Source organism: Streptomyces sp. NPDC006610 (genome assembly GCF_040611575.1).
In the GTDB taxonomy this organism is placed as follows: Bacteria; Actinomycetota; Actinomycetes; order Streptomycetales; family Streptomycetaceae; genus Streptomyces.
This window is the reverse complement of the sequence record NZ_JBEXOP010000002.1, coordinates 268,059-293,862: the sequence shown is the minus strand read 5'-3', so window position 1 is coordinate 293,862 and position 25,804 is coordinate 268,059. Positions and strand designations below refer to the sequence as shown.

General features: G+C 71.9%; 22 protein-coding genes. 3 read left to right on the top strand and 19 right to left on the bottom strand.

The window, feature by feature from the left end; genetic code table 11:
• The first annotated feature begins 67 nt into the window (after positions 1–67).
• Positions 68–1,297, top strand: coding sequence for a DUF349 domain-containing protein (locus ABZY13_RS03115; protein WP_356627109.1), 1,230 nt, complete (start codon positions 68–70; stop codon positions 1,295–1,297).
• Positions 1,298–1,406: 109 nt separating this feature from the next.
• Here ABZY13_RS03115 and ABZY13_RS03110 read toward each other — a convergent pair whose 3' ends face one another.
• The 15 genes from ABZY13_RS03110 to pgsA all read right to left on the bottom strand — a co-directional run bounded on the left by ABZY13_RS03110 (position 1,407) and on the right by pgsA (position 16,838).
• Positions 1,407–3,932, bottom strand: coding sequence for a bifunctional (p)ppGpp synthetase/guanosine-3',5'-bis(diphosphate) 3'-pyrophosphohydrolase (locus tag ABZY13_RS03110; protein ID WP_356627108.1), 2,526 nt, complete (start codon positions 3,930–3,932; stop codon positions 1,407–1,409).
• A gap of 169 nt (positions 3,933–4,101) precedes the next feature.
• The gene (locus tag ABZY13_RS03105; protein WP_356627107.1) at positions 4,102–4,641 is read right to left on the bottom strand and encodes an adenine phosphoribosyltransferase; all 540 of its coding nucleotides are present in this window, start codon (positions 4,639–4,641) and stop codon (positions 4,102–4,104) included.
• Positions 4,638–5,759: a protein translocase subunit SecF gene (gene secF, locus ABZY13_RS03100; protein ID WP_356627106.1), complete on the bottom strand. Its 1,122-nt coding sequence runs from the start codon at positions 5,757–5,759 to the stop codon at positions 4,638–4,640. The genes ABZY13_RS03105 and secF overlap by 4 nt, the downstream gene beginning before the upstream one ends.
• Before the next feature lies 1 nt (position 5,760).
• Positions 5,761–7,524 carry a protein translocase subunit SecD gene (gene secD / locus ABZY13_RS03095; RefSeq protein ID WP_356627136.1) on the bottom strand — a complete coding sequence of 588 codons (1,764 nt, stop codon included), beginning with the start codon at positions 7,522–7,524 and terminating at the stop codon, positions 5,761–5,763.
• Positions 7,525–7,656: 132 nt separating this feature from the next.
• Entirely contained in the window at positions 7,657–8,124 is a 468-nt protein-coding gene (gene yajC / locus ABZY13_RS03090) for a preprotein translocase subunit YajC (protein ID WP_356627105.1), read from the bottom strand.
• Between the two features lie 164 nt (positions 8,125–8,288).
• Positions 8,289–9,359, bottom strand: coding sequence for a Holliday junction branch migration DNA helicase RuvB (gene ruvB / locus ABZY13_RS03085; RefSeq protein ID WP_356627104.1), 1,071 nt, complete (start codon positions 9,357–9,359; stop codon positions 8,289–8,291).
• Between the two features lie 105 nt (positions 9,360–9,464).
• On the bottom strand, positions 9,465–10,070 hold the full coding sequence (gene ruvA / locus ABZY13_RS03080; RefSeq protein WP_356627103.1) for a Holliday junction branch migration protein RuvA: 606 nt from the start codon (positions 10,068–10,070) through the stop codon (positions 9,465–9,467).
• Positions 10,067–10,615 carry a crossover junction endodeoxyribonuclease RuvC gene (gene ruvC / locus ABZY13_RS03075; protein WP_356627102.1) on the bottom strand — a complete coding sequence of 183 codons (549 nt, stop codon included), beginning with the start codon at positions 10,613–10,615 and terminating at the stop codon, positions 10,067–10,069. Before ruvC ends, ruvA begins: the two co-directional genes overlap by 4 nt.
• A gap of 123 nt (positions 10,616–10,738) precedes the next feature.
• Positions 10,739–11,491 carry a YebC/PmpR family DNA-binding transcriptional regulator gene (locus ABZY13_RS03070; RefSeq protein ID WP_356627101.1) on the bottom strand — a complete coding sequence of 251 codons (753 nt, stop codon included), beginning with the start codon at positions 11,489–11,491 and terminating at the stop codon, positions 10,739–10,741.
• A 47-nt stretch (positions 11,492–11,538) separates the two neighbouring features.
• Positions 11,539–12,147 (bottom strand): pyridoxal 5'-phosphate synthase glutaminase subunit PdxT, encoded by a 609-nt coding sequence (gene pdxT / locus ABZY13_RS03065; RefSeq protein ID WP_356627100.1) that lies wholly within the window; start codon positions 12,145–12,147, stop codon positions 11,539–11,541.
• Between the two features lie 11 nt (positions 12,148–12,158).
• Positions 12,159–13,064, bottom strand: coding sequence for a pyridoxal 5'-phosphate synthase lyase subunit PdxS (gene pdxS, locus ABZY13_RS03060; protein ID WP_356627099.1), 906 nt, complete (start codon positions 13,062–13,064; stop codon positions 12,159–12,161).
• Between the two features lie 122 nt (positions 13,065–13,186).
• The gene (locus tag ABZY13_RS03055) at positions 13,187–13,726 is read right to left on the bottom strand and encodes a hypothetical protein (protein WP_356627098.1); all 540 of its coding nucleotides are present in this window, start codon (positions 13,724–13,726) and stop codon (positions 13,187–13,189) included.
• 357 nt (positions 13,727–14,083) lie between these two features.
• Positions 14,084–15,247, bottom strand: a complete 1,164-nt coding sequence (locus ABZY13_RS03050; protein WP_356627097.1) for a glycosyltransferase family 4 protein — start codon at positions 15,245–15,247, stop codon at positions 14,084–14,086.
• On the bottom strand, positions 15,244–16,149 hold the full coding sequence (locus tag ABZY13_RS03045) for a phosphatidylinositol mannoside acyltransferase (RefSeq protein WP_356627096.1): 906 nt from the start codon (positions 16,147–16,149) through the stop codon (positions 15,244–15,246). Before ABZY13_RS03045 ends, ABZY13_RS03050 begins: the two co-directional genes overlap by 4 nt.
• Entirely contained in the window at positions 16,146–16,838 is a 693-nt protein-coding gene (gene pgsA / locus ABZY13_RS03040) for a phosphatidylinositol phosphate synthase (RefSeq protein WP_356627095.1), read from the bottom strand. Before pgsA ends, ABZY13_RS03045 begins: the two co-directional genes overlap by 4 nt.
• Positions 16,839–17,095: 257 nt before the next feature.
• Between pgsA and ABZY13_RS03035 the strand changes: the two genes are divergently transcribed.
• A complete protein-coding gene (locus ABZY13_RS03035; protein WP_356627094.1) occupies positions 17,096–19,294 on the top strand; it encodes an elongation factor G-like protein EF-G2 in 2,199 nt (732 codons plus the stop codon).
• 185 nt (positions 19,295–19,479) lie between these two features.
• Positions 19,480–21,141 (top strand): hypothetical protein, encoded by a 1,662-nt coding sequence (locus tag ABZY13_RS03030; protein ID WP_356627093.1) that lies wholly within the window; start codon positions 19,480–19,482, stop codon positions 21,139–21,141.
• 120 nt (positions 21,142–21,261) lie between these two features.
• On the opposite strand, the gene ABZY13_RS03025 is transcribed toward ABZY13_RS03030, so the two are convergent.
• From ABZY13_RS03025 to ABZY13_RS03010, 4 genes are all read right to left on the bottom strand, one after another.
• Complete coding sequence (locus ABZY13_RS03025; protein ID WP_356627092.1) at positions 21,262–21,810, bottom strand: HIT domain-containing protein; 549 nt, start codon at positions 21,808–21,810, stop codon at positions 21,262–21,264.
• Between the two features lie 90 nt (positions 21,811–21,900).
• Positions 21,901–23,877, bottom strand: coding sequence for a threonine--tRNA ligase (gene thrS, locus ABZY13_RS03020; protein ID WP_356627091.1), 1,977 nt, complete (start codon positions 23,875–23,877; stop codon positions 21,901–21,903).
• Between the two features lie 97 nt (positions 23,878–23,974).
• Positions 23,975–25,189 (bottom strand): hypothetical protein, encoded by a 1,215-nt coding sequence (locus tag ABZY13_RS03015; protein ID WP_356627090.1) that lies wholly within the window; start codon positions 25,187–25,189, stop codon positions 23,975–23,977.
• Positions 25,186–25,752: a DUF4365 domain-containing protein gene (locus ABZY13_RS03010; RefSeq protein ID WP_356627089.1), complete on the bottom strand. Its 567-nt coding sequence runs from the start codon at positions 25,750–25,752 to the stop codon at positions 25,186–25,188. The genes ABZY13_RS03015 and ABZY13_RS03010 overlap by 4 nt, the downstream gene beginning before the upstream one ends.
• Positions 25,753–25,804: the final 52 nt, after the last annotated feature.

Here is a 25,804-nt window from a genome sequence, read left to right as displayed (position 1 = left end):
GTGACGAAACTGTGGACGATGCCCGGGGCAGCTGAGGCCCCCGCGGGCATCATGTGGAGGAGGCGCTGTGAGCAGCGACCCGTGGGGCCGCGTCGACGAGACGGGGACCGTGTACGTGCGTACGGCCGACGGCGAGAAGGTCGTCGGTTCCTGGCAGGCCGGCTCTCCTGACGAGGCGCTGGCCTACTTCGAGCGCAAGTACGAGGGCCTGGTTGTCGAGATCGGCCTCCTCGAGAAGCGAGTGAAGACCACCGACCTGTCCGCGAAGGACGCGCAGGCCGCCATCGACCATCTGCGCGAGCAGGTCGACGCGCACCACGCGGTCGGTGATCTGGACGCGCTGCGGGCCCGGCTGGACCAGCTCGTCGCGACCGTCGAGGCGCGCCGCGAGGAGCGCAAGGCGCAGCGGGCCAAGCAGACCGACGAGGCCCGGCACGCCAAGGAGGCGCTGGTCGCCGAGGCGGAGGAGCTGGCGCAGTCCGACCAGTGGCGGGCGGCCGGCGAGCGGCTGCGGGCGCTGGTGGACACCTGGAAGGGGCTGCCGAGGCTCGACCGCAAGTCGGACGACGAGCTGTGGCACCGCTTCTCGCACGCGCGGTCGGCGTTCTCCAAGCGACGCAAGGCGCACTTCGCGCAGCTGGACGCGCAGCGCGAGGAGGCCCGTCGGATCAAGGAGCGGCTGGTCGCCGAGGCCGAGTCGCTGTCCGGTTCGACGGACTGGGGTCCGACCGCCGCGCGCTACCGCGAGCTGATGACCGAGTGGAAGGCCGCGGGCCGCGCCCAGCGCGAGCACGAGGACGACCTGTGGAACCGTTTCCGCGGCGCCCAGGACGTGTTCTTCGCCGCCCGCAGCTCGGTCTTCGCCGAGCGGGACGCGGAGCAGGCCGAGAATCTCAAGCTGAAGGAGGAGCTGGCCGAGGAGGCCGAGAAGATCCTCCCGGTCACGGACCTGAAGGCCGCGCGGGCCGCCTTCCGCTCGGTCAACGAGCGCTGGGAGGCCATCGGCCACGTGCCGCGCGACGCCCGGCCGAAGGTCGAGGGCCGCATGCACGCGGTGGAGCGGGCGATCCAGGAGGCCGAGGAGGCCGAGTGGCGCCGGACGAACCCGGAGGCGCGGGCACGTGCCGAGGGTCTGACCGGGCAGCTCCAGGCCGCCGTGGACAAGCTCAAGGGCCAGATCGAGCAGGCGCGCGCCCAGGGCAACACCGCGAAGGCGGAGAAGCTCGAGCGTGAGCTGGAGGGCCGCCAGGCCCTGCTGGACCAGGCGCTGAAGGGTCTGCAGGAGTTCGGCGGCTGACGCAGCGCACCGAGGAAGGGGCTCCCGTACCGCGTACGGGAGCCCCTTCCTCGTGCTGTCCCCTCCTCGTGCTGTCCGGCCGCTGCCCCTCGTGGGTGCGGCGGCCCCCCTACGACCGGCTGCGCGCCGACGTCACGCGGTAGACGTCGTAGACGCCCTCCACGCCCCGGACCGCCTTCAGGACGTGGCCCAGGTGCTTGGGGTCGCCCATCTCGAAGGTGAAGCGGGAGGTGGCGACGCGGTCGCGGGAGGTCTGGACGGCCGCGGAGAGGATGTTGACGTGCTGGTCGGACAGCACGCGGGTGACGTCCGACAGCAGGCGGGAGCGGTCCAGCGCCTCGACCTGGATGGCGACCAGGAAGACCGAGGACTGGGTGGGCGCCCACTCGACGTCGAGGATGCGCTCGGGCTCCCGGGACAGCGACTCGACGTTGACGCAGTCGCTGCGGTGCACCGAGACGCCGCTGCCCCGGGTGACGAAGCCGATGATCGGGTCGCCGGGGACGGGGGTGCAGCAGCGGGCCAGTTTGACCCACACGTCGTCGACGCCCTTGACGACCACGCCCGGGTCGCTGCTGGAACGGCGCTTGCGGCGACCGCGGGCCGGCGGGACGCTCTCGTCGATCTCCTCGGTGGCGGCCTCCTCGCCGCCGTAGGCCTGGACGAGCTTCTGCACGATGTTCTGCGCGGAGACATGACCCTCGCCGATGGCCGCGTACAGCGCGGAGATGTCCGAGTAGCGCATCTCGTGGGCCAGGGTGACCAGCGAGTCGCCGGTGAGGATGCGCTGGATCGGCAGGTTCTGCTTGCGCATGGCGCGGACGATGGCGTCCTTGCCCTGCTCGATCGCCTCGTCCCGGCGCTCCTTGGAGAACCAGCCGCGGATCTTGTTGCGGGCGCGGGGCGACTTGACGAAGCCGAGCCAGTCCCGCGACGGTCCCGCGCCGGCCGCCTTCGAGGTGAAGACCTCGACCAGGTCGCCGTTGTCCAGGGTGGACTCCAGCGGCACCAGACGGCCGTTGACCCGTGCCCCTATGGTCCGGTGGCCGACCTCCGTGTGGACGGCGTAGGCGAAGTCGACCGGGGTGGCCCCGGCCGGCAGCGCGATGACGTCGCCCTTGGGCGTGAAGACGAAGACCTCGTTGCGGGAGAGGTCGAAGCGCAGGGACTCGAGGAACTCGCCCGGGTCCTCGGTCTCCTTCTGCCAGTCCAGCAGCTGCCGCAGCCACGCCATGTCGTTGAGGTGGTCGTCCTTGCCCTTGCCGGACGACTTCGGGGCGTCGGTGCGGACCTTGGAGGCGCCGGCGACGGCCTCCTGCTTGTACTTCCAGTGCGCGGCGATGCCGTACTCGGCGCGGCGGTGCATGTCGAAGGTGCGGATCTGCAGCTCGACCGGCTTGCCGTTGGGGCCGATGACCGTCGTGTGCAGCGACTGGTACATGTTGAACTTGGGCATCGCGATGTAGTCCTTGAACCGGCCGGGGACCGGGTTCCATCGCGCGTGCACGGTGCCCAGGGCCGCGTAGCAGTCGCGGACGGTGTCCACGAGGACGCGGATGCCCACCAGGTCGTAGATCTCCGCGAAGTCCCGGCCGCGGACGATCATCTTCTGGTAGACGCTGTAGTAGTGCTTGGGGCGGCCGGTGACGGTCGCCTTGATGCGGGCCGCCCGCAGGTCCTGCTGGACCTCGTCGGTGACTATGGCGAGGTACTCGTCGCGCTTGGGGGCGCGCTCGGCGACGAGGCGGACGATCTCGTCGTACATCTTGGGGTAGAGGATCGCGAAGGCGAGGTCCTCCAGCTCCCATTTGATGGTGTTCATGCCCAGGCGGTGGGCGAGCGGCGCGTAGATCTCCAGGGTCTCGCGCGCCTTCTTCTCCTGCTTCTCGCGCTTGAGGTAGCGCATGGTGCGCATGTTGTGCAGGCGGTCGGCGAGCTTGATGACCAGGACGCGCGGGTCCTTGGCCATGGCGACGACCATCTTGCGCACCGTCTCGGCCTGCGCGGCCTCGCCGAACTTGACCTTGTCCAGTTTGGTCACGCCGTCGACCAGGAGGGCGACCACGTCGCCGAAGTCGCGGCGCAGGTCGTCCAGGCCGTACTCGGTGTCCTCGACGGTGTCGTGCAGCAGGCCCGCCATGAGGGTGGCGGGGTCCATGCCCAGCTCGGCGAGGATGGTGGTGACGGCGAGCGGGTGGGTGATGTACGGGTCGCCGCTCTTGCGCTTCTGTCCGCGGTGCCAGCGTTCGGCGACCTGGTAGGCGCGCTCGATCTGGCGCAATGTCGCCGTTTCGATCTTGGGGTCGTTGCTGCGGACTATGCGCAGCAGCGGCTCCAGAACCGGGTTGTACGGGTTGGCGCGCTGGACGCCGAGGCGGGCGAGACGGGCGCGCACGCGGTTGGAGGAGCCGGAGCGGGCGGGCTGCGGGGTCGCGGCGGGGCGGATCGCGGGCGCGGGGCGCTCTGGCGGCGCGGGCTTGGGGCGGGCCTGCTCGGCGGGCTGCGCGACGGGCTCGGGCTGGGCGTGCCCGGCCGTCCCGCGGGTGTCGTTCGTCGGGCGCGGCGCGGGCTTCGCCGCGGGCTCCGAGGGCTGCTCGGGCTTGGCGGCGGTCAGGTGCTGGGCCTCGTCTGGCAAGAGGGCTCCTCGTGCGCGATCCGGGTCCCCGGTCAGGCTCCGGAAATCCCATGGTAGCGAGCCGGGGCTCCCAGATCGCCTTCAGGCCACTGTGCGGACCGTCCCCGGTGGAACGCCGGAGGCGGGCGCCGGATTCCTCCGGGCCCGCCTCGGGTGGTGGCTACGGGTCTCAGATGGTGAGGAGTGCCTCCAGGGGCGCTCCGGCGAGGGCCGGTTCGAGGCGGGCGCGCCCGCCCAGGAAGCCCAGTTCCATCAGGACGGCGACGCCCGCGACCTCGGCCCCGGCGCGGCGGACGAGGGTGAGGGACGCCTCGGCGGTGCCGCCGGTGGCCAGCACGTCGTCCACGACCAGGACGCGGTCGCCCGCGCTCAGGTCCTCGGCGTGCACCTCGATCTCCGCGGAGCCGTACTCCAGGTCGTAGGCCTGGCGGAGGGTGGCGCCGGGGAGCTTGCCCGCCTTGCGCACGGGAATGAAGCCGACGCCGGCCCGGATGGCGACCGGGGCGCCGAGGATGAAGCCCCGGGCCTCCAGACCGACGACCTTGGTGGCGCCGGTGCGCCCGGCGACGGCGGCCAGCTCGTCCGTGAGCGCCGTGAACGCCGCCGGGTCCGCCAGGAGCGGGGTGATGTCCTTGAACATCACGCCCGGCTCCGGGTAGTCGGCAACGTCGCGGATGCGGCTGAGCAGCAGTTCCTGGACGTCCGTCATCGGCGCTTGCCCGACGGCCGGCCGCGGCCCCGGGTGCGGGACGCGGGCTGGTTGCGGGGGCCGACCACCGCCGGGGCGGCGTCGCCCGGCTCGTCGTCCTCGTCGTAGGGCTCGGCGGTGGTGTGCTCGTCCTCGGCCGGTCCCTGGTCGCCGGAGTGGGCGCGCTTGGCGAGGACCCGCTTGCGCAGGGCCTTCATCTGCGGATCCAGCTCCTTGAGGTCCGCGACGAGCGGCGTGGCGATGAAGATCGAGGAGTACGCGCCGGCCGCGAGACCGACGAACAGCGACAGCGAGATGTCGTTGAGCATGCCCGCGCCGAGGACGCCGCCGCCGATGAACAGCAGGCCCGCCACCGGCAGCAGCGCGACCACCGTGGTGTTGATCGAGCGGACCAGGGTGCTGTTGATGGAGCGGTTGGCGATGTCGCTGTACGTCCAGCGGGTCTGTTTGGCGATGTCCTTCGTCTGTTCCTTGAGGCTGTCGAACACGACGACCGTGTCGTAGAGCGAGTAGCCGAGGATTGTCAGCAGACCGATCACCGTGCCCGGTGTGACCTCGAAGCCGACGAGGGCGTAGATGCCGACCGTGATGGTGATGTCGTGGATGAGCGCGACGAACGCCGCCAGCGCCATCCGCCACTCGAAGGCGATCGCCAGATAGATCACCACCAGGACCAGGAAGATCCCGAGTCCCTGCCAGGCCTTGTTGGCGATCTGGTCGCCCCAGCTGGGGCCGACGAGTTCGGCGTTGATCTTCTCGCCGTCGACCTTGAGGTTCTCTGCGAGGTCCGCCTTGATCCGGTCGGACTTGCTGGTGTCGGTGCCGGCGATCTGGATGCGCAGGCTGCCGTTGCCGAGCTTCTGGACGATGGCGTCGTGGCCGGAGGCCTCTTCCGCGTACTCCTCGGCCTGGGACACGGAGACGGACGTCTTCGGGGTGGTGAAGACGGCTCCGCCCTGGAACTCGATGCCCATGTTCAGGCCGCGCACCGCCAGGCCGACGATGGCCGTGATGGTGATCAGGATCGAGATGCCGTACCAGAGCTTGCGGTTGCCGACGAAGTCGTAACCGACCTCGCCACGGTGCAGTCGGGCGCCGAGCGTGCCGAGCTTCGACATCTCACGCCTCCTTCGGGTCGACGGGGGCGACGGGACGGCGGGTGCGGCGCAGCGGCGGGCGGGCGCCCAGGCGCTTCGGGTCGAGGCCGGACCACGGGTGGCCGCTCGCGAAGAACTTCCGGCGGGCCATCAGCGTCAGCAGCGGCTTGGTGAACAGGAAGACCACCACGACGTCGAGGACGGTGGTCAGGCCGAGCGTGAACGCGAAGCCCTGCACCTTGCCGACGGTGACGATGAAGAGCACCGCCGCGGCGAGGAACGAGACGAAGTCGGAGACCAGGATGGTGCGCCGGGCACGCGGCCAGGCCCGCTCGACGGCGGGGCGCAGCGAGCGGCCCTCGCGGATCTCGTCCCGGACCCGTTCGAAGTACACGATGAACGAGTCCGCCGTGATGCCGATGGCGACGATGGCGCCGCAGACGGCCGGCAGGTTCAGCGCGAAGCCGATCGCGGGGCCGAGCAGCGACATGATCACGTAGGTGAGCGCGGCGGAGACCAGCAGCGACAGGATCGCGATGAAGGACAGGCCGCGGTAGTACACCAGCAGGTAGACGATGACCAGCGCGAGGCCGATGGCGCCCGCGATGAGGCCTGCCTCGAGCTGCTCGCCGCCGAGGGCCGCGGTCACCGTGGTGACGCTGTCCTCCTTGAAGGTCAGCGGCAGGGCGCCGTACGACAGCATGTTGGCGAGGTTCTGGGCCTCGTCCTGGGTGAAGCTGCCGGAGATCTCGGCGTTGCCGCCGGTGATCGACTGGCTGACGTACGGGCTGGAGACGACCTCGCCGTCCAGGACGATGCCGAACTGGTTCTGCGGCTGGGAGTTCTTCGCGAGCTGGCCGGTGATCTCGGCGAACTTCTTGGAACCGCTGCCGGTGAAGTCCATCTGGACCTTCCAGCCGGCGCCGCTCTGGGTGTCGTAGACGGCCTGGGCGTCGTCGACCTCGGTGCCGTCGACGGCCGCGGGGCCGAGCAGGTACTTGTACCAGACGCCGTCCATCTCACCGCAGCCGACGGTGGTCTCCTCGGGCTTGGAGCCGTCGCCGGCCTCCGCTCGGACCGCGGGCTTGCTGCAGTCGAGGGTGGCGTACTGGGACTCCGCCTTGCTCGCCTTGCCGGCGTCCCCGGCCGGCGCGGAGGCGCTGGGGCTCGCGGACGCCGAGGCGCTCGCGGACGGGGTGGGGTCGGCCTTCAGCGCGTCGGTGACGGCGCGGCCCTGCGTGGTCGCGGAGGCCGAGGGGCTCGCGCTCTCGTCGTCGGAGGGCGTGGCCTTCTCGGAGGCGGACGCCGAGGCGGACGGGCTCGGGGAGCCGCTCGCCGAGGGCGAGCCGCTGGGCGAGGGGGTCGTCGCCGGGGCGCCGGTGGCCTCGGTGGCCAGGACCGGGCGGAAGTAGAGCTTGGCGGTGGTGCCGACCTGTTCGCGTGCCTGCTCGGAGTTGGTGCCCTTGGGGATGTTGACGATGATGTTGCGATCGCCCTGCGTCTGGACCTCTGCTTCCGAGACGCCGAGACCGTTGACGCGGCGCTCCATGATGGAGACGGCCGTGTTCATGTTGGTCGGGTTGATCGCGGACTCATTGCCGTCCTCGGGGACCGCGCCGAGCGTGATGCTCGTACCACCGGCCAGGTCGATGCCGAGACGCGGAGTGGTGTGACCGGAGGCGAACATGCCGCCGGTGAGCGCCAGGATGGCGATCAGGATCAGGGCCAGCGAGCGCCACGGCTTGCTCTGGGCGCTCGCACTCCGGCCCTTTTTAGGTGCTGCCACCTTCTCGTACTCCCTCTCGGGCCGCCCGGCGCCGGGTCGGCGGGCGGGCGGCCATGACATGGTGTGGGGATCCCGTGCGGGGTGCGCATGTCCTGGTGCGCTCGAGCCCGGCCGGCGCACTGCGGGACATGACTACTTCGCGTCGGTGTCGCCGTCGGTCTTCTTCGGCTGGGCGTCCGTCTTCGGCGCGTCCTCGGCGGCGTCCTTCTTGCCAAGGTCGACGGAGGTGTCGTCGGCGGCGGCCTGCTCGTCGGTCTCGGTGAGGGAGGAGGCGTCGTCCGGGACCACGTCGGCGTCGGACTTCAGGTCGTGCTCGACGCCGTGGACGATGCGGTTGTACTCGTCGTCCGAGAGGACGGCGCCGATGGAGCTCTTGGCGAAGAGCAGTTCGACGCCCGGGCCGGCGTCGAGGAGGACCGTGTCCTCGTTGACCTCCTTGACCGTCGCGTACATGCCCCCGATGGTGCGGACGCCGGAACCGGGCTGCATCTGGTTCCGCATGTCGACGGCGGCCTGCTGCTTCTTCTTGGCCGAGCGGGTCATCAGGAACATGGCCCCGATGAGCACGATGAACGGGAGGAGGGTCACGAGGCTATTCACGGGACGATTTTCCTTCGCACGACCGCGCAGGTGAGCGGCCTGTTGGCTGGGGGTGTGTCTGCCGCCGCGGAGAGGCGGCATCGGCGGAGTCTAAGCGAGTCCGCGCGCAGGGAACAACGCTCAGCATGGCATCGGGGTTCCTGCGGGGGCGAATGCCCGGGCCGTCACGCCCCGAACAGGTCCTGTTGTCCGTTTCCCGGGGACGCGGAGCGGGGCGGAGTGAGGCCGAGATGCGCCCATGCCGCGGGGGTGGCCACCCGGCCGCGCGGGGTGCGGGCGAGCAGGCCCTCCCGGACCAGGAAGGGTTCGGCGACCTCCTCGACGGTCTCGCGTTCCTCCCCCACCGCGACGGCGAGGGTGGACAGGCCGACCGGGCCGCCGCCGAACAGCTTGAGCAGGGCGTGCAGGACGGCGCGGTCCAGCCGGTCGAGCCCGCGGGCGTCGACCTCGTAGACCGCGAGGGCCGCCTCGGCGATCTCGCGGGTGATGATCCCGTCGGCCTTGACCTGGGCGTAGTCCCGGACGCGGCGCAGCAGGCGGTTGGCGATGCGGGGTGTGCCGCGGGAGCGGCCGGCGATCTCGGCGGCGCCGTCGGCGTCGATCTCGACGTCGAGCAGGTGCGCCGAGCGGTGCACGACCCGCTCCAGCTCGGCGGGTTCGTAGAACTCCATGTGCGCGGTGAAGCCGAAGCGGTCGCGCAGCGGGGGCGGCAGCAGGCCCGCGCGGGTGGTGGCGCCGACCAGGGTGAAGGGGGGCAGTTCGAGGGGGATGGCGGTGGCGCCCGGGCCCTTGCCGACGATGACGTCGACGCGGAAGTCCTCCATCGCCATGTACAGCATCTCCTCGGCGGGCCGGGACATGCGGTGGATCTCGTCGAGGAAGAGGACCTCGCCCTCCTGGAGGGAGGACAGGATCGCGGCGAGGTCGCCGGCGTGCTGGATCGCGGGGCCGGAGGTGATCCGGATCGGGGCGCCCATCTCGGCGGCGATGATCATCGAGAGGGTGGTCTTGCCGAGGCCGGGGGCGCCGGAGAGCAGCACGTGGTCGGCGGTGGCGCCGCGCGCGCGGGCGGCGCGCAGCACCAGGTCGAGCTGCTCGCGAACCTTCTCCTGGCCGATGAACTCGCCGAGGTCCTTGGGGCGCAGGGCGGCCTCGACGGCCTGGTCCTCACGGTCGGCGACAGATCCCACCAGCCGGTCGTCGGCGGTGCTGTCGGTCGTGTCGTCCCAGTTCATGGAGTGTGCCTCGGGGTCGCGGTCGGGTGGTTCGTACGGGTTGGGCGGCGCCCTCGCCGGGGTGGTTTCCGGCCGTTCCGGCGCGCCGGTGCGCGGGCCGGCGCGTCAGCGGGCCCTGTTGAGGGTCTGCAGCGCGGCCTTGAGCAGCGCGCCCACCTGGGGCGCGCCCCCGGCGGCCTCGGCCTGGGGGGTGACGGCGGCGACGGCCTCGTCGGCCTCGCGGGTGGCGTAACCGAGGCCGATGAGGGCGGCGTGCAGCTGGTCGCGCCAGCCCGTGGGGGCGGCGCCGGCCGCCGCGGGGGCGCCGGTGGGGGCGCCGAGGCGGTCCTTCAGCTCCAGCAGCAGCTTCTGGGCGCCCTTCTTGCCGATGCCGGGGACGGCGGTGAGCGCCTTCTCGTCGGCGGTGGCGACGGCCCGGCGCAGCGCGTCGGGGCTGTGCACGGCGAGCATGGCCTGGGCCAGGCGGGGGCCGACGCCGCTGGCGGTCTGGAGCAGTTCGAAGACCTGGCGCTCGTCGTCGTCCGCGAAGCCGTACAGGGTGAGCGAGTCCTCGCGGACCACCAGGGACGTGTGCAGCCTGGCGGGCTGTCCCGTGCGCAGGGTGGAGAGGGTGTTCGGCGTGCACTGGACGGCCATGCCGACGCCGCCGACCTCGATCACCGCGGCGTCGGGGGCGAGTGCGGCGACGGTGCCGCTGACGAAGGCGATCATGCCGTACGGCCTTTCGATGCGATCGGGTGGGCGGCCGTGTGCCGGGCGACGGCCTGCTGGAGCCGGTTGTGGGCGGGGGCGCGCCAGATGTGGCAGATGGCGAGGGCGAGGGCGTCGGCGGCGTCGGCGGGTTTCGGCGGTGCGGCGAGTCGCAGCAGGCGGGTGACCATGGCGCCGACCTGGGCCTTGTCGGCGCGGCCGCTGCCGGTGACGGCGGCCTTGACCTCGCTGGGGGTGTGCAGGGCGACGGGGATGCCGCGGCGGGCGGCGCAGAGCATGGCGACGGCGCTGGCCTGGGCGGTGCCCATGACGGTGCGGACGTTGTGCTGGCTGAACACCCGCTCGACGGCGACGAATTCGGGCCGGTGTTCGTCCAGCCACCGTTCGATGCCCTGCTCGACGGCGACGAGTCGCTCGCCCAGTTCGGCGTCCGCGGGCGTGCGGACGACGCCGACGCCGAGCATGGTGAGCGGCCGTCCGGCGACGCCCTCCACGACGCCGACGCCGCACCGGGTCAGCCCCGGGTCCACCCCCAGCACGCGCACGTCGCCCCCTCCCTTCGCTCTCCTGTTTGGGCAGGCTATCGGGTGCCACCGACAACGCCCGGCAAGACGACGGGCCGACGGGTGTGTCCCGTCGGCCCGTTGAGCCGTGCTCAGCCCGCGCGGTTACGCGTCGACCTTCTCCATGATCTCGTCGCTGACGTCGAAGTTGGCGAAGACGTTCTGGACGTCGTCGCTGTCCTCGAGCGCGTCGATCAGCTTGAAGATCTTCTTGGCGCCCTCCTCGTCCAGCTCGACCTGCATGGTCGGGACGAAGTTGGCGTCGGCGGACTCGTAGTCGATGCCCGCGTCCTGGAGGGCGGTGCGGACGGCGACCAGGTCACCGGGCTCGCTGATGACCTCGAAGGTCTCGCCGAGGTCGTTGACCTCCTCGGCGCCCGCGTCCAGGACGGCGCCGAGGACGTCGTCCTCGGTCAGCTCGCCCTTGGGGACGATCACCACGCCCTTGCGGTTGAACAGGTAGGACACGGAGCCCGGGTCGGCCATGGAGCCGCCGTTGCGGGTCATGGCGACGCGGACCTCGGAGGCGGCGCGGTTGCGGTTGTCGGTGAGGCACTCGATGAGCACCGCGACGCCGTTGGGGCCGTAGCCCTCGTACATGATCGTCTCGTAGTCGGCGCCGCCGGCCTCCAGGCCCGCGCCGCGCTTGACCGCGGAGTCGATGTTCTTGTTCGGAACCGACGACTTCTTGGCCTTCTGGATGGCGTCGTACAGCGTCGGGTTGCCCTCGGGGTCCGCACCGCCCATCCGGGCCGCGACCTCGATGTTCTTGATCAGCTTCGCGAAGAGCTTGCCGCGCTTGGCATCGATCACGGCCTTCTTGTGCTTCGTCGTGGCCCATTTAGAGTGGCCGGACATCTGCCTGTCTCCTTCGCGTAACCCATCTCTGCAACGACGCAGGAATCCTACAAGGCCCCGGCCGCCCGGTTTGCGCGCACCATGTCCACGAAGAGGCCGTGGACGCGGTGGTCGCCCGTCAGTTCCGGGTGGAACGACGTCGCCAGCGCGTTGCCCTGGCGCACCGCGACGATGTGGCCGTCGTGCTCGGCGAGCACCTCGGCGCCCGCTCCGACGGACTCCACCCAGGGGGCGCGGATGAAGACGCCCTCCACAGGATCGCCCGCCACGCCCTTCACGTCGAGGGCGGCCTCGAAGGACTCGTTCTGTCGCCCGAAGGCGTTACGGCGCACGATCATGTCGATGCCGCCGACGGTCTCCTGGCCCGAGCGCGGGTCGAGGATCTTGTCGGCGAGCAGGATCATGCCGGCGCAGGTGCCGTAGACGGGCATGCCGTCGCGCACCCGCGCGCGCAGGGGGTCCATCACGCCGAACAGGACGGCCAGCTTGGAGATGGTGGTGGACTCGCCGCCGGGCAGGACCAGGCCGTCCACCCCGGCGAGCTCCTCGGGGCGCCGCACCGGCCTGGCCACGGCGTCGGCCGCGGCCAGGGCGACGAGGTGCTCCCGGACGTCGCCCTGGAGGGCCAGGACGCCGATGACGGGGGTGTCGCTCATGTCGGTGCGTCCTACCAGCCGCGGTTGGCGTAGCGCTCGGTCTCGGGGAGGGTGTCGCAGTTGATGCCGACCATGGCCTCTCCCAGGTTGCGGGACGCGTCCGCGATGATCTTCGGGTCGTCGTAGAAGGTGGTCGCCTTCACGATGGCGGCGGCGCGCTTGGCCGGGTCGCCGGACTTGAAGATGCCGGAGCCGACGAAGACGCCCTCGGCGCCGAGCTGGCGCATCAGGGCCGCGTCGGCCGGGGTGGCGACGCCGCCGGCGGAGAACAGCACCACGGGGAGCTTGCCCAGCTCGGCGACCTCCTTGACCAGCTCGTAGGGGGCGCGCAGCTCCTTGGCGGCGGCGTACAGCTCGTTGTTGTCGTAGCCGCGCAGGCGGGCGATCTCGTTCTTGATCTGGCGCAGGTGGCGGACGGCCTCGACGACGTTGCCGGTGCCGGCCTCGCCCTTGGAGCGGATCATGGCCGCGCCCTCGGCGATGCGGCGCAGGGCCTCGCCGAGGTTGGTGGCGCCGCAGACGAACGGGGTGGTGAAGGCCCACTTGTCGGAGTGGTTGACCTCGTCGGCGGGGGTGAGGACCTCGGACTCGTCGATGTAGTCGACGCCGAGGGACTGCAGGACCTGGGCCTCCACGAAGTGGCCGATGCGGGACTTGGCCATGACCGGGATCGAGACGGCGTCGATGATGCCCTCGATCATGTCCGGGTCGGACATGCGGGCCACGCCGCCGTCCTTGCGGATGTCGGCCGGCACGCGCTCCAGGGCCATGACGGCGACGGCGCCCGCGTCCTCGGCGATCTTGGCCTGCTCCGGGGTGACGACGTCCATGATCACGCCCCCCTTGAGCTGCTCGGCCATGCCGCGCTTCACACGGGCGGTGCCGGTCTCGGGAGCCTGGTTCTGGGTGCTGGACACGGGTTGACCTCACTCGGTGGAAAGAAGGTTGCTGCCCGATCGAGGAAACGTGAACACAGCAGTCCACAGCAAGGGCCAATGGACACCCTGTGGACTCTTTTCGGGGGACTCCTCCGGTGGTCTCAGGTCCGGTCGACCAGAGCCGCCGGCGGCTCGTCGTCCATCTCGAAGGCCAGCGGGAAGGGGGCGTGACCGGCCAGCCGGAACCAGCGCACCTTGCGGTGCTGGCGCAGCCGCCGGGCCGCGCCCACGGCGTCGTTGTGGAACCGCCGCGCCATCGGCACCCGGCGTACGGCCTCCGTCAGCTCCCGCGCCGCCTCCTCACCGCCGGGAGCCGCGCGCACGGCCTCGACCTGCGGCGCGTCGGCGAAGACGGCCCGCAGCGCCTGGCTCAGCTCGCTCTCGGCGACCTCCCGCTGCTCCTCCTCGGCCTGCCGCGCCGCGTGGGCGGCCTCGTACAGCACGATCGACGCGGCCGGATCCAGCACCCCGGAGGTGGCCAGTTCCTGCGCCACGGAAGCCCGCCGCAGCAGTTGCGCGTCGAGCGCGGCCCGCGCGGCGTCGATCCGGGCATGCAGCCGGTCGAGCCGCCCGGCGGTCCAGCTGAGATACAGCCCGACCGCCGCGAGCCCGACGAGGATCCAGACGAGGGTGGAGTACACGGGCGGCAAGGCTACCGGTCGCACCACGGGGGCCGCGCCGCCGGGCGCTCCCGGATCGGCGGCCTCGCGCGCGGCCGGTGCGCCCGATGTTCGGTGCCGGCCCTGGGTGGCCGGGGCGAGGGCGGGCCGCATCCCGCCTCCTGGACCGCGGCTTCCGCGGCGTCGGCCGCCCGGGTCGTGGACCCTCAGCGGCGCCCGGCCCTGGCGTGGCAGGCCCCGCGGGGAACGTCGGTCACGGCTGCCCAGCCCGGCAGCGCGCACGGCGGCCCGCCCGTCGGCCCGCGTGCGGCCCCGCGCCGGGCCGCGGTGGCCGTCGCACGGGACGCGGCCACCCGCCCCCCGCAGGCGCTGCCCGGCTCAGTCCCGCGCCAGCCCGAGCCGTGCCCGCAGCCCCGTGGCCCGGTCGTCCGTGGCCACCGCCGCCGCGCCCGCCGTCACCGTCTCGTAGACCGACAGGATGTCCGCGCCCACCGTCGACCAGTCGAAACGGCGCACATGGACGCTGCCCCGGTCGCGGAGTTCGGCACGGCGGCCCGGGTCGGCCAGGAGGCGCAGGGCCGCCTGCGCGAGGGCGTCGGCGTCCTCGTTGGCGAAGAGTTCGCCCGCGGCTCCCCGGTCGAGGACCTGGGCGAAGGCGTCCAGGTCGGAGGCGAGGACGGGGGCGCCCGCCGACATGGCCTCGACCAGGATGATGCCGAAGCTCTCGCCGCCGGTGTTGGGCGCGACGTACAGGTCGACGCTGCGCAGCAGACGCGCCTTGTCCTCGTCGCTGACCATGCCCAGGAACTCCACGCGGGGGCGCAGCGCGGCCGGCAGGGACTCCACCGCCTCCTCCTCGTCGCCCCGGCCGGCCACCAGCAGGCGGGTCCCCGGGCGCTCGGCGAGGATGCGGGGCAGGGCGCGCATCAGCACCGGCAGGCCCTTGCGGGGCTCGTCGATGCGGCCTATGAAGCCGATGGTGTCGCCCTGCCACTCGGGTCTGGGCTCCGCCTTGGCGAAGAAGTCCACGTCGACGCCGTTGGGGATCACCACCGCGTCCCCGCCGAGGTGTTCCACCAGCGTGCGCCGGGCGTACTCGCTCACCGCGATCCGGGCGCTGATCTTCTCCAGGGCGGCCTGGAGGATGGAGTACGCGGCGATCATCGCGCGCGAGCGCGGGTTGGACGTGTGGAACGTGGCGACGATCGGGCCCTGCGCGGCCCAGCAGGCCAGCAGCCCGAGCGACGGCGACGTCGGCTCGTGGATGTGGATCACGTCGAACGCGCCGTCGTGCAGCCACCGCCGTACCCGCGCCGCCGACAGGAAACCGAAGTTGAGGCGGGCCACCGAGCCGTTGTAGGGCACCGGCACCGCGCGTCCGGCCGAGACGACGTACGGCGGCAGCGGGGTGTCGTCGTCGGCCGGGGCGAGGACGGACACCTCGTGCCCGAGCCGCAGGAAGTACTCGGCGAGGTCGCGGATGTGGAACTGGACGCCGCCCGGCACGTCCCAGGAGTACGGGCAGACGATGCCGATCCTCACGCGGGCCCCTTCGCGGGGTCGAGGTCGGCGACCCACAACCGCTGCAGCATGTGCCAGTCCTCCGGGTGCTCGGCGATGCCGGTGGCGAAGGCGTCTGCCAGCGCCTGTGTCATCACAGACGTCTTCTCGGCCCGGCTGCCTGACTCCGGTACCTCGATCGGGGGATGCACCCTGCCCCGCATCATCGAGTCGTCGTACCAGAGGTTCGCCGGCAGCAGCGCCGCGCCGGTCTGCTGCGCCAGCAGCGCCGGTCCCCCGGGCATCCGCGCGGTCTCGCCGAAGAAATCCACCTCGACGCCGGTCGCGGACAGGTCCCGGTCGGCGACCAGGCAGACCAGGCCGCCCCGGCGCAGCCGCCGTGCCAGCGTGCCGAAAGCCTCGCCGCCGCTGTGCGGCAGGACCTCCATGCCGAGGCCCTCGCGGTAGGCGACGAAACGGTCGTACAGCGTCTCCGGCCTGAGCCGCTCGGCGACCGTGGTGAAGGGGATGCCGAGGTGGGTGGTGACCCAGGCGCCGGCCAGGTCCCAGTTGGCCAGGTGCGGCAGCGCGAGGATCGCGCCCCTGCCGGCGGCCATGCCGTCGGTCAGGTGGTGCAGGTCCTTGACGTCGAGGCCGTCCCGGATCCGCTCGGGGCTCCAGGCCGGCAGCCGGAAGGACTCCATCCAGTAGCGCAGGTAGGAGCGCATGCCCGCGCGAGAGAGCTGGGCGAGCCGCTGCGGGGAGGCGCCGGGCACCACGCGCGCGTAGTTGGCCTCCAGCCGCAGCACTCCCTGGCCGCGCTGCTTCCAGGCGAGGTCGGCGATGGTGCGGCCGAGCCGTGCGGCGGCGGGCTCCGGGAGGTTCTTGACCGTGCTCCAGCCCAGCCCGTACAGGGCGTCCGTCAGCCGGTCGCGGGCGCTCATGTGGTCGCCTCCCTCCCGCGGGAGGCGTTGCCGGCGTCGTCCCGCGCGGCGCCCTCCCGCGCCTCCGCCTCGGCGGACTCGCGCCGGACGGTGACGACCCGCTGCACCAGGGTGACCAGGCTGCCCGCGGCGACGATCCACAGCGCGACCGGCAGCAGCACGTCGATGCCCGGCACGCCGAACGCGTGCAGCCCCGCCAGACCCGCCGCGACCAGGGAGATCACCAGCCGCTCGGCGCGTTCGACGAGCCCGTTGACCGCGACCGGCAGGCCGATCGACTCGCCGCGGGCCTTGGTGTACGACACCACCTGGCCGCTGGCCAGACAGAAGATCGACACCGCGCACAGCACGCTGTCGTCGCCGCCGCCCGCGTACCACAGCGCGAACCCGCCGAAGATCGCCCCGTCGGCGACCCGGTCCAGCGTCGAGTCCAGGAACGCGCCCCACCGGCTGCTGCGGCCGAGCTGGCGGGCCATGTTGCCGTCGACCAGGTCGGAGAAGACGAACAGCGTGATGACGACCGTGCCCCAGAAGAACTCGCCCCGCGGGTAGAACGCCAGCGCACCGGCCATCACACCCGCGGTCCCGATGAGCGTGACCGTGTCGGGGCTGACGCCCCGGCGGATGAGAAACGCGGCGAACGGTGTGAGGACACGCGTGAAGAATGCACGCGCGTACTTGTTCAGCATGGCCTTCCCGAGGGTCGCTGCGCCGCGCGGCCCCTGCTGGCCGCCGGCTGGCCCATCGTAGCCACGCGCGCGGGCGGGCGACGGCCGGGCACCCGGGCCCGCCGCACGGCCGCGGGCGACGGGTTCCGGTCCCTCGTATGGACGACCGGTGACGGGAGTGGAAAGCTCGAAGGATCGCGGGCGCCGCAGAAGCCGCTCGCACACGGCTCTCGCGTGCCCGCGCCCGCAGTGACCTCACCGTGCACGGGAGGCAAGTCATGGGCGACAAGGCGCACACCCACCCCGGAGCCGCCGGCAGGGCAGAGGCGGCCGACCATCCCGCGTCCGTACGGAATGTGGTGCTGGTCGGCCACTCCGGATCGGGCAAGACGACGTTGGTGGAGGCTCTCGCGCTGACCGCGGGCGCCGTGAACCGGGCGGGCCGCGTGGAGGACGGCGGCACCGTCAGCGACTACGACGACATCGAGCACCGGCAGCAGCGCTCCGTACAGCTGTCCCTGGTGCCCGTCGAATGGGACGGCATCAAGGTCAACCTCCTCGACACCCCCGGCTACGCCGACTTCGTCGGGGAGCTGCGGGCCGGTCTGCGCGCGGCGGACGCGGCCCTCTTCGTCGTCTCGGCCTCCGACGGCGTGGACGGCGCCACCCGCATGGTGTGGGAGGAGTGCGCGGCCGTCGGCATGCCGCGCGCGATCGTCGTCACCCACCTGGAGGCCGCCCGCGCGGACTTCGAGGAGATGACCCGGATCTGCGCGGGGGCCTTCGGCGGCGACGACCCCGACGCCGTGCTGCCGCTCTACCTGCCCCTGCGCGGACCCGCGTCGCCCGACGGGCACGCGCCCGTGACCGGGCTGATCGGGCTGCTCACGCGGAAGCTGTTCGACTACTCGGGCGGGGAGCGCGCGGAGTCCGAACCGGTCGGGGACCAGCTGCCGCTGATCGAGGAGGCCCGCAACCGGCTGATCGAGGGCATCATCGCCGAGAGCGAGGACGAGACCCTCATGGACCGCTACCTGGGCGGCGAGGAGATCGACGTCACGACGCTGATCGAGGATCTGGAGCGGGCCGTCGCGCGCGGCAGCTTCTTCCCCGTGCTGGCCGCCGCCCCGGCCCCCGAGGGCGCCCGGCAGGGGCTCGGCACGGTGGAACTGCTCGATCTGGTCACCCGCGGCTTCCCCACCCCGCTGGAGCACGGCACCCCACGCGTGACCACCGTCGACGGCCGGCCCCGCGAGCTGCGCCCGTGCGACCCCGAGGCCCCGCTGGTCGCCGAGGTCGTCCGCACCTCCTCCGACCCGTACGTCGGCCGGCTCTCCCTGGTCCGCGTCTTCTCCGGCACCCTGCGCGCCGACCAGACGGTCCACGTCTCCGGGCACGGGCTGACCGACCGCGGCCACGAGGACCACGACGTGGACGAACGCATCGGCGCCCTGTCCACGCCCTTCGGCAAACAGCAGCGCCCGGTCTCCCACGTCATCGCCGGCGACCTGGCCTGCGTCGCCAGGCTGAGCCGCGCGGAGACCGGCGACACCCTCTCCGCCAAGGACGACCCGCTGCTCATGGAGCCGTGGGACATGCCCGACCCGCTGCTGCCGCTGGCCATCGAGGCGCACAGCAAGGCCGACGAGGACAAGCTCTCCCAGGGGCTGGCCCGCCTCGTCGCCGAGGACCCCACCATGCGGCTGGAGCAGAACCAGGACACCCGTCAGGTCGTGCTGTGGTGCCTTGGCGAGGCGCACGCCGACGTGGCCCTGGAACGGCTGCGCAGCCGCTACGGCGTCCAGGTCGACGTCGTACCGCACCGGGTGTCGCTTCGGGAGACCTTCGGAAGCAGGGCGTCCGGACGCGGGCGGCACGTCAAGCAGTCCGGCGGGCACGGGCAGTTCGCCATCTGCGAGATCGAGGTCGAGCCGCTGCCGGGCGGTTCGGGCATCGAGTTCGTGGACAAGGTCGTCGGCGGCGCCGTGCCGCGGCAGTTCATCCCGTCGGTGGAGAAGGGCGTCCGGGCCCAGGCCGCCAAGGGCGTCGCCGCCGGATACCCGCTCATCGACGTGCGGGTGACGCTGCTCGACGGCAAGGCGCACTCGGTGGACTCCTCCGACGCCGCCTTCCAGACGGCCGGCGCGCTCGCCCTGCGGGAGGCCGCGGCGAGCGCGAGGATCCACCTGCTGGAACCGGTGGCCGAGGTGAGCGTGCTGGTCGGCGACGAGTACGTCGGCGCCGTCATGAGCGATCTGTCGGGCCGGCGCGGCCGGGTCCTCGGCACCGAACAGGCCCCCGGCGCACGTACCTTGGTCCGGGCCGAGGTGCCCGAGATCGAGATCGGCCGCTACGCCGTGGACCTGCGCTCCCTGTCGCACGGCACCGGACGCTTCAGCCGCGGGTATGCCCGGCACGAGCCGATGCCCGCCCAGGTCGCCGAAAGGCTGCGCCAACACGAGCGCCAGGTCGCCTAGTCGGGGCGCAACGCGACCCAAGTGACCTGTGGGGCGGGCTTGCCCGCACTCGGCGGACGGCTTCGGTCGTCCGCCGACGAATGTCCGCGCCTGCGGATACGCTGTTGACGGCCTGATCAACAGGTGTGCGGAGCACGGAAGTCGGGAAGGCCGCAGGACGACAGTGGCGGCGATCGGGGGCGGGAATGACCGTTGACGGCGGTTACGCGGACAGCTTCGGGCCGCAGGTGCCGCGTACGGGCGACGAGGGCCAGACGGCCACGTACGCGCTGGCCTCGGCGGCCTACCGGGACAACGAGGTCGAGGAGATACTCAAGGCCAACAACGAGTGGCACAAGTCGACCGTGAAACCGGGCCGGAGGTGGGCCCGGATCTTCCGTCCCAACCTGGGCGAGGCGTTCTCCCGTGCGGTGGTCGACCGCATGCTCGGCGCCGGGCGCAAGCCGCTCATCCAGTCCTTCGGCATCGAGCCACAGGTGGTGGTCGAGCACTGCCTCGCCGCCAACCGCATCCGCCGCGAGCGGGACAACATGCTCGCGATCATCATGGTGCTGTGCGGCGTGCTCGTCCTGCCCGGCCTGCTGGTGTGGCTGCTGGTGTTCACGCTGCGCACCACCGTCGCCAAGCGCGAGGACAAACGCGCCTCCACGTTGGCGACCGTGCTGCTGTTCGCCGTGGGCGCGCTGGCCCTGCTGTTCGTGCTGCGCATGCCGTTCGGCGGCTTCTGGGGCTGGTACGGACGCGCGGCGGTCGTCCTCCCGGTCGTCGGCTGGTTCTGGGCCAAGCGCATCTGCGAACGCACCGCCGTCGACCTGCGGGCACGCTGGGAGAGCCTGCTGTCCGGCGGCAGCGTAGGCGCCAAGGTGCCCGAGGCCGTGCCCAGCAACCCCGGCGAGACCGCCGCCGAAGCGCTGCGCCAGTCCCTCGCCCGGCTCGGCGCCGAGCAGCGGTCCAACTCCGTCTTCTACGCCGGCCCCAAGGGCATCCTCGGCATGGGCACCCGCTGGGGCGCCTGGCAGCTCGCCGAGGACCTGGCCCCGGCCGATCCCGACCGGGAGATCCACCCCTTCCGCAGCTGGGACGTGATCCGCTCCATCCACGACCAGCTGCGCATGCTGGAGCGCGGCCCGCTGAACACCGGCGGCTTCCCGACCCCGTCGATACGCCACTGGATCGTCACCCCGGTCGGTGAGAACGCGGGCTCGGTGTCCCGGCCCGAGGGCACGGACGTCGAGGCGTACCAGGTCAAACCGCACGCCATACAGGACATCTGCAACAAGCAGCAGTTCGGCAGCGGCGACCGGCACTACCTGGGCGTCCAGTGGACGCTGTGGGACGGCCAGCTGGTCATCACCATGATGATCACCGTGACCGTGCTCTACGAGACCCTGCGCATCGAGGTCACCGGACATGCCCTCGGCCCCGTGCACGGGCTGTTCACGTCGAAGCCGGAGGCGAAGGAGAAGGAGGTGCAGAAGTCGCTGAAGCGGTGGGAGACCCGGAAGATAAAGCTCCCCCTGGTCGACACCGACGAGGTCGTACGGCTCGCGGCCCGCGCCCCCCTGACCTGGTATCCCCCGCTGCTGAACTGGCTCGGCGGCACCCTCGCCCTGCCCGAGCCGTTCGGCCTGCGCCACGCCTGGGCCGACAAGCCCTGGCGGCACCGGTTCATGGCCGACGACGCGCTGCGGGCGGCGACGCCGGTACTGCGGGTGGTGCACGCGGCGGCGATCAAGGTCCTGAAGGAGAACGGCGTGGACACGGAGAAGTTCGGCACCCGCTCGGCGTTCCTCAGCACGGCCGTGCAGGACGCGAGCCCGCGCAAGGCGGACGTGTACGACGCGTAGGCCCTCCGGCCGGCCGTCGGGCCGACGGGGCCCGGAGCAGCGCTGCGCTCCGGGCCCCGTCGGCCCTCGTCCCAGGCGCCGGACGGGCGGAGAGCGACGGCCCCGGCCGTCACGTGGCCGTCATGCCTTCGGCCAGGCCTCCGCCAGCATCTTGCGGGTGTCGGCCAGCAGCTGCGGCAGCACTTTCGTGTGGCCCACGACCGGCATGAAGTTCGTGTCGCCGCCCCAGCGCGGGACGACGTGCTGGTGGAGATGGGCCGCGATGCCGGCGCCGGCCACCGAGCCCTGGTTCATCCCGATGTTGAACCCGTGCGCGCCGGACGCCGCGCGCAGGGCCGTCATCGCCTGCTTGGTCAGCTCGGCCAGCTCGGCCGTCTCCTCGACGGTGAGGTCGGTGTAGTCGGCGACGTGACGGTAGGGCACGGTCATCAGGTGGCCGCCGGTGTACGGGTACAGATTGAGCACCGCGTACACCCGCTGCCCACGCCTCAGGATCAGACCGTCCTCGTCGGACTTCGCCGGGATCGAGCAGAAGGGGCAGCCGTCGTCGGCGCCCGGGCCGCTCGGCTTGTTCTCACCCTGGATGTAGGCCATCCGATGGGGCGTCCACAGACGCTGGAACGCGTCCTGCGTGCCCACTCCCCACTGCTGTTCCGGCTCACTCGTCATGCGTGCAGCATATGGCGTGCCGCCGGGAGGACGGGAAAGGCCCCCGGGAGTTCCCGGGGGCCGGAAATCCCCGCACCGGCGGGGACCGCGTCACACCTGCACGCGACGCTCCACCACGTCGACGAGCTTGGCGATCGCCTGGTCGCGCGGGATGCCGTTCTCCTGTGAACCGTCGCGGTAGCGGAACGACACCGTCCCTGCGTTCATGTCGTCGTCCCCAACGATGATCATGAACGGCACCTTCTGCTTCTGTGCGTTGCGGATCTTCTTCTGCATCCGGTCCGACGACGAGTCGACCTCCACCCGCAGGCCCTTCCGCTTGGCCTCCGCGGCGAACTGCTGCAGATAATCGACGTGCGCATCGCCGATGGGGATGCCGACCGCCTGCACCGGGGCCAGCCACGCCGGGAACGCGCCCGCGTAGTGCTCGAGCAGCACCGCGAAGAACCGCTCGATGGAGCCGAACAGCGCGCGGTGGATCATGACCGGGCGCTGCTTGGAGCCGTCGGCGGAGGTGTACTCCAGGTCGAAGCGCTCGGGCAGGTTGAAGTCGAGCTGGATGGTCGACATCTGCCAGGTGCGGCCGATGGCGTCGCGCGCCTGGACGGAGATCTTCGGACCGTAGAAGGCCGCGCCGCCCGGGTCGGGAACCAGGGGCAGGCCCTGCTTCTCCGCGACCTCGCGCAGGGTCTCCGTCGCCTCCTCCCAGGCCTCGTCCGAGCCGACGAACTTCTCCGGGTCCTTGGTGGACAGCTCCAGGTAGAAGTCGGTCAGACCGTAGTCGCGCAGCAGGTTCAGGACGAAGGTGAGGGTCTTGTCCAGTTCCTCGGACATCTGCTCGCGGGTGCAGTAGATGTGCGCGTCGTCCTGGGTGAAGCCCCGGGCGCGGGTCAGGCCGTGCACGACGCCCGACTTCTCGTACCGGTACACGGTCCCGAACTCGAACAGACGCAGCGGCAGTTCACGGTAGGACCGCCCCCGCGCGTCGAAGATCAGGTTGTGCATCGGGCAGTTCATGGGCTTGAGGTAGTAGTCCACGCCCTCGTCGAGCTGCATGGGCGGGTACATGCCGTCGGCGTACCAGTCCAAGTGGCCCGAGGTCTCGAAGAGCGCCCCCTTCGTCGCGTGCGGGGTGTAGACGAACTCGTACCCCTCCTCCTCGTGGCGACGGCGCGAGTAGTCCTCCATGACGCGGCGGACGATGCCGCCCCTGGGGTGGAAGACGGCGAGGCCGGAGCCGATCTGCTCCGGGACGGAGAACAGGTCCAGCTCGGAGCCGAGCTTGCGGTGGTCGCGCTTCTCGGCCTCGGCGAGGAAGTCCAGGTACTGCTTCAGCTCGTCCTTGGACGGCCAGGCGGTGCCGTAGATGCGCTGGAGCATCGGGTTCTTCTCGCTGCCGCGCCAGTAGGCGGCCGCGTTGCGCATCAGCTTGAACGCCGGGATGAGCCGGGTCGACGGCAGGTGCGGGCCGCGGCACAGGTCCTTCCAGCACAGCTCGCCGGTCTTCGGGTCCAGGTTGTCGTAGATCGTCAGCTCACCGGCGCCGACCTCGACGTCCGCGCCGTCGTCGCTGGAGGCGGCGCCCTTGAGGCCGATCAGCTCCAGCTTGTACGGCTCGCCGGCCAGCTCCTCGCGGGCGGCTTCGTCGGTGACCACACGGCGGGCGAACTTCTGCCCGCGCTTCTGGATCTCCTGCATCTTCTTCTCGATGGCCTTGAGATCCTCGGGCGTGAACGGCTTCTCGACGTCGAAGTCGTAGTAGAAGCCGTCCTTGACCGGCGGGCCGATGCCCAGCTTGGCCTCGGGGAAGAGTTCCTGCACGGCCTGCGCCATGACGTGCGCGGTGGAGTGGCGCAGGATGTCGAGACCGTCCTCGGAGGAGATCTCGACGCCCTCGACCTCGTCGCCGTCGCTCAGCTCGTACGCGAGGTCCTTCAGCTCGCCGCCCACGCGCGCGGCGATGACCGCGCGCTCGCCGGCGAAGAGGTCGGCGGCCGTAGTGCCCGTCGTCACCACGCGCTCTTCCCGCTCGGAATCGCGTTGGATGATCACACGGACGTCTGACACCGGTCTCTCCTGACTGACGAATGGATGCGCGGCGTTCCACTGCGCGCGCCATAGCGGATCGTACCGACCCGCGGCCACCGACCGCGAAACGGTTGTGTCAGTCGTCCCCGGCGCAGGCATCCTCGAAGAAGTCGAGATTCTCCTGGAGCGACTTCATCAGCCGGTCCCGCTCCGCCTCGTCCACCTGGACCGGTACGACGCCGGAGGCGCCGGTCAGCCGCCGGAAGCCGCCGCTGCTGTCCAGCCGCCCGTGCACGCGCACCGGCAGCCCGAGGAGGTGGGCCTGTCCGGCGACGCGGTAGTCCTCCTCGTCGAGGATCACCCGCAGGTGGGGGACCTCGGCGCCGGCCAGGACGCGCAGCCGTACGACGCCGGTGCCGCCCCGCCCGGACCGGCGCATGCGGATCACGTCGCCGGTGACGCGGGCGGGCACGGACGGCTCCTCGCGCAGGTAGCGGGCGCCGGCCTCGCGCAGGGCGGGCAGGTCGCCGGGGGTGAACCCGACGGCCTCGGCGGGGGCGGCGCCGTCGGGGGGTGCGGCGGCGGGCGCCCACTCGACGGCGATCCGGGCGCCCTCGGCACCGCTCACCAGGGCGACGAGGGCCTCGGTGAGCTCCCGGCTGACGCCCGCCTCGACGGCGGCGTCGAAGGCGTCCATGCCGCCGGTGGCGCGCCGGTGGTCGACGGCCTCGCGGGTGGCGTGGAGGGCCTGGTGGAGGCGCAGGGCGAGCGGGCGGCCGGTGCCCACGGGCACGAAGGCGGTCAGGCGCCGGCCGCCGGCCGGGGCGCCGACCAGGACGCTGTCCAGCAGGGCGGCGGCGGAGCGGCGGTGCCGGGCGCCGTGGTAGCCGGCTCGCGCGCGGGTGGCGAGGGCGCCGGCGAGCAGCAGTCGCCGGGCGGCGGTGCGCAGTTGTTCCTCGACGGTCCACGCGGCGACGCCGGCGGGTCCGCAGGGGACGTCGCGCCACCAGTGGATCTCGTCGCTGGGCACGGTGAGGCCGACGAGGACGTCGCGCGCGGCGGGGTCGCTGCTGCGGGTGAGGGCGGTGAGCGCTTCTGCGAGCAGGTCGTCGCTGTCGGGGAAGTCGCGGTTCTCGGGGACGAGCAGGCTGGTGGGGCGGCCGCCGGGTCCGGGCGGGGTCCAGCGGCCGTAGCGTCCCGCGGCCCCGCCGCGGCGCTGCCAGCCGTGCTGGCGCAGCAGGGCGCCGAGAACGGCCGGGTCGACCTGGCCGGGCTCGGGCGGGCGGCTCCAGGGTGCCTCGGGGTGGGGCCGGGCGGTCCTGAGTGGTTCGTGGAGCGGGCGCTGCGTCATGGTCTGCCTCCCGTCCCGACCCGCGTCATGATCTCGCACAGGGCGCGGTCGTCGAAGACGCGTGTGGTCGGTATCCGCACGTTGGTCCGGCGCCGCCCGGTGACCGGGTGTCCGGCGAGGTTGATCCAGTAGCAGCAGTGCCGCAGGTCGAGCCGGTCGTGTCCGGCCCGGAGCCAGTCGTCCTGGGAGCGCGGGACGAGCATGACGACCAGGATCTTGTGCACGGAGACGGGCGTGCGGGCGAGCTTCACGAGGTGCTCGTTGTCGAGCGTGAAGGAGAAGAACCGGCCGGGCGGGTCGGGCGGGATCCGGTAGGTGGCCTTGAGCTGCACCTTGATGGTGACCTCGTCGTCGATCGTGTGCCCGGGCGCGCTGTGGCTGACGTGCCAGTCGATGCCGTTGTCGGGGAAGGGCTGGGAGAGGGAGCAGCCGGCGGCGGCCGCGACGGCGTGCAGATAGCCCACCTGCAGCGTCTCCATGCAGGCGGTGGTGGCGAGGGATCCGCGATGGGTGCCCGGGCGCTCGGGCAGCAGCCCGCCGCGCTCGGGCTGCGCTATCGCCATGACGAGCAGCCTTCCAGGCAAGAGGTGGTGCGGGCGCCGGGTCGAAGGACGC

What these genes read in the sequence shown, in the direction of transcription:
- ABZY13_RS03105 (WP_356627107.1), bottom strand. Translation starts at nt 4,641, where the DNA reads ATGACGGACGTCCAGGAACTGCTGCTCAGCCGCATCCGCGACGTTGCC.
- ABZY13_RS03030 (WP_356627093.1), top strand. Translation starts at nt 19,480, where the DNA reads ATGACCGTTGACGGCGGTTACGCGGACAGCTTCGGGCCGCAGGTGCCG.
- ABZY13_RS03010 (WP_356627089.1), bottom strand. Translation starts at nt 25,752, where the DNA reads ATGGCGATAGCGCAGCCCGAGCGCGGCGGGCTGCTGCCCGAGCGCCCG.
- ruvA (WP_356627103.1), bottom strand. Translation starts at nt 10,070, where the DNA reads ATGATCGCCTTCGTCAGCGGCACCGTCGCCGCACTCGCCCCCGACGCC.
- ABZY13_RS03045 (WP_356627096.1), bottom strand. Translation starts at nt 16,149, where the DNA reads ATGAGCGCCCGCGACCGGCTGACGGACGCCCTGTACGGGCTGGGCTGG.
- ruvB (WP_356627104.1), bottom strand. Translation starts at nt 9,359, where the DNA reads ATGAACTGGGACGACACGACCGACAGCACCGCCGACGACCGGCTGGTG.
- ABZY13_RS03015 (WP_356627090.1), bottom strand. Translation starts at nt 25,189, where the DNA reads ATGACGCAGCGCCCGCTCCACGAACCACTCAGGACCGCCCGGCCCCAC.
- ABZY13_RS03025 (WP_356627092.1), bottom strand. Translation starts at nt 21,810, where the DNA reads ATGACGAGTGAGCCGGAACAGCAGTGGGGAGTGGGCACGCAGGACGCG.
- pgsA (WP_356627095.1), bottom strand. Translation starts at nt 16,838, where the DNA reads ATGCTGAACAAGTACGCGCGTGCATTCTTCACGCGTGTCCTCACACCG.
- ABZY13_RS03035 (WP_356627094.1), top strand. Translation starts at nt 17,096, where the DNA reads ATGGGCGACAAGGCGCACACCCACCCCGGAGCCGCCGGCAGGGCAGAG.
- pdxT (WP_356627100.1), bottom strand. Translation starts at nt 12,147, where the DNA reads ATGAGCGACACCCCCGTCATCGGCGTCCTGGCCCTCCAGGGCGACGTC.
- secF (WP_356627106.1), bottom strand. Translation starts at nt 5,759, where the DNA reads ATGTCGAAGCTCGGCACGCTCGGCGCCCGACTGCACCGTGGCGAGGTC.
- ABZY13_RS03070 (WP_356627101.1), bottom strand. Translation starts at nt 11,491, where the DNA reads ATGTCCGGCCACTCTAAATGGGCCACGACGAAGCACAAGAAGGCCGTG.